Genomic DNA, 2914 nt, shown 5'->3' with positions numbered 1-2914 from the left:
CGCCCACCTCCCTCGCTACAGAGTCAGATCACCCTACGAAACAAAACCATCGATCGAGAATCTACTTACCGGACTCGTTCTTCTTCTCCCGAATCGCCTCTCCGAGCCGATGGTCGAACGATTTCGCGTTGTCCTCGTCCAGATCACGGAAATCATTCACCGTGTCCTTGACCCCGTCAGACATCTCGCCCACACCTGTCGACAAATCATTCACCCCCTTCTGCACATCTTTCGCGCTGGGAACATAACCTTTGGCGATCATCTGGCCTGCCTTGTCATGACCCCAGCACCCGTCGAACCGTTCCAGAACACGATTCAAATTGTCCATCGCAGCCGAGAACTCGGCGTTGTCGGACTTCAACCTGCCCAGCATGTCCTGCATACCCGCAGGATCCAGACGAAACTCTTCAGCCATTGTCCTACCTTTCCTTGAACGATGTCCCGGGTCGAACAGCTTCCGGCGAACCGGTCACGAAGCCAGCGTGAACGTCCGGCCCGCCGGGGCCGACACCTCCTCGTGCCACTCCTGGAGAGAACTCGTCATGCGGTTCATCAGGTCGCGTTCCTCGATCACGCGCAGCGCACCACGGCGCCTCCGTTCGAGCGCCCGGTCGAGTTTCGCCAGCACCGCCAGGTCCTGGTCATCCAGCTCACCCGGGGCCGAAACCTCTTCACCGGGCGCGAGTTCACGGAACAACGCGGCCAGCCGAGGCGCGGTCAGCTCGTCCTCCGGCTCGTCACCGATGGCTTCGGCCTCCCGCAGGGCCAAGGCCTTGAAACGCGCACCGGCGAAGAACACGACCTCGTTCACCGGCTGCCCGATCAGCAGTTCCGACGTCCGCCGGGCCGTCGCGGGCCAGATCAGGACATCGAGATCCGCCTCCGCCAGGGTCACATCGAGATCCATGCTGCCGACAAGGAACCCGGGCTCGGTCAGGATCGAGCCCGGCTCGATCGCCCGCTCGAGCCCCAACGCGTCCTTGCCCTGCCGGAGCACCGGCCGCCGGTGCGTCGGCAACCGCCGCAACCCCGAGGCAAGACAGTGGACCTGCCCGTCGATCTCCCCGGCGGCTCCGCCCCGCACAGCGGTGTTCAGATCGTCGAAACCGCCACGGCCACGACCCAGATACAAACAAATCGCGACATAGTCCGCCTTCACCGCCGCATCCGCCTGACCACGCATCGACGGCCACGTCGCCAAAGCAGCGTTCACCGAAGCGAGCGCCTCGCCATACACATCACCGGCAGCCGCGGCGAACCGAGACTGCTCGGCCGCCGTACTCGCCCGGTCGGCAACGACGAGCGCGCTCCCCGGCGCCGGGCGAGGAGTGGCCGGACCGGCAGGCTCCGGCGCTCCCCCGGACTCGGCCGGCTCGTGGTTCAGAGGCGATTCCCCCGCCGGCACGGTATCGCCCAGTTTCTCGGAGGCGGTCCCAGAGAGCTCGGCCAGGGCCGGCGGTTCCGCCTCGACCGGCGCGGGCGGCGCTTCCGCTACAGGCTCCTGCTGGGGGAGAGCGGAAGCCGAGCCGGACACCGTCGGCACCGGCGCGGAAGACACCATGAGCGCGGACGGCATGACCGGGCCACCCTGCGGACGTGCGACCTCGGCGACCGGAATGGCCGGTGCAGGCTGGGAAATCGCCGGCGATGAAGGCGCGATCGGGGTTTCCGGGCGCTGCTCCGGCTCGGCAGCGGGTACGGGCCGGGTGGCGATGGCCGGTCTGCGATCGATCAGTTCGCGGGTCTTTTCGTCGAGTACACCCAGCAGCCGCAGACGGGCCACCCTGCGGATTTCCGGGGCGAGTTCCCCGAGAAGTGCTTCCGCTGCGGAAAGCAGGTCCGGCCCGATCAGCTCGCCGGCGGTCCCGAGGTACAGCGTCCAGCCTTCGGGGTCGAACGGCGGCACCGAGGCCGAGGGGTCGCCGGCTCCGGTTCGCAGGACGAGTCCCGACGGTACGACGTCGGCCAGAACCCGGCCACGCCGGTATCGGAGGGCTTCACTCTGCTGCCATCCCTTGGGCGGGGCGGCGGCTTCCGAGACTTCCTGGGTTCCGTCCACACGCTGGAGAAGTTTCACCACGAACGGCCGATAGCGCTTCTCGGCCTCCCTTGGAGATACTGTCACGGTGACGTTCCGGCCGAGGGATTTCACGAGTTCGCTCAACCACGCATGCGCGCTGGTCACTGTGGACAGTGACACCAGCCGAGTCCGGATCGAGGCCAGCCGAACGACCACAGTGGACACGGCGCCGACGTCAGGAGCGATGTCTTGCGCTCCCACGACAATACTCACGGCGGCGGCATCGGCAGGCACCGAGAAAGCCTCGTCGCCAGGGGCTGCGGGACGTCCTTCCGGACGCCGCACCAGCAGGCCTGCCGGTATCGGCTCGACGACCGCGTGCGCCATGGCGACCGGGTTATCCGGAAGCGCCGCTTCCCAAACTGGTACCGGATACCGCTTCCCGCCGAGACAAGCCGGCACTCCCGGGCCGAATCGAAGCCAGCCGGTGCCGCCGGTCCCGTGTCCCGCGTACAGGAACGCGCCAGGGGCGACGACGAAAGAACCGTCCGGGACGTGAACCTCGATCTTCAGCGCGTCCGCCAGCGCCTGCGGGAGGAAGGGATCCCTGCCGAACCCGGGCAAGGCGATCCGTACGGCCTTGACCTCCTGCGCGACCACGAAACGGTGCAGCAAGCCCGGCAACGCGGTGGTCAGCGAGGCATCCTTCGCCGCGTCGGGGGAAACCAGGACGAAAACGTGCCCGTCGACGGCCTCCGGCCAGCCGATCGGCCCACGCCCGGCGTCCGCTTCGCCGATCCGGCGGACCACCACGTGGGCACCGCGCCGTTCGACGACGAAATCACCGGCACCTTGATCCACGATGTCGCGGTTCATCTTGTCTCCCACTCGATC

At 67.2% G+C, this 2914-nt stretch carries 2 protein-coding genes; both read right to left on the bottom strand.

What is annotated here, in order from left to right; all coding sequences use genetic code 11:
- Nucleotides 1-61: 61 nt before the first annotated feature.
- Nucleotides 62-415 (bottom strand): WXG100 family type VII secretion target, encoded by a 354-nt coding sequence (locus SD37_RS09625; protein WP_044852750.1) that lies wholly within the window; start codon nucleotides 413-415, stop codon nucleotides 62-64.
- Nucleotides 416-469: 54 nt separating this feature from the next.
- Nucleotides 470-2896, bottom strand: coding sequence for a hypothetical protein (locus SD37_RS09620; RefSeq protein WP_044852749.1), 2427 nt, complete (start codon nucleotides 2894-2896; stop codon nucleotides 470-472).
- Nucleotides 2897-2914 lie beyond the last annotated feature (18 nt).

The sequence above is a fragment of the Amycolatopsis orientalis genome (genome assembly GCF_000943515.2).
In the GTDB taxonomy this organism is placed as follows: Bacteria; Actinomycetota; Actinomycetes; order Mycobacteriales; family Pseudonocardiaceae; genus Amycolatopsis; species Amycolatopsis orientalis.
The sequence above is the reverse complement of the archived record's forward strand: the minus strand, read 5'-3'. Positions and strand labels throughout refer to the sequence as shown.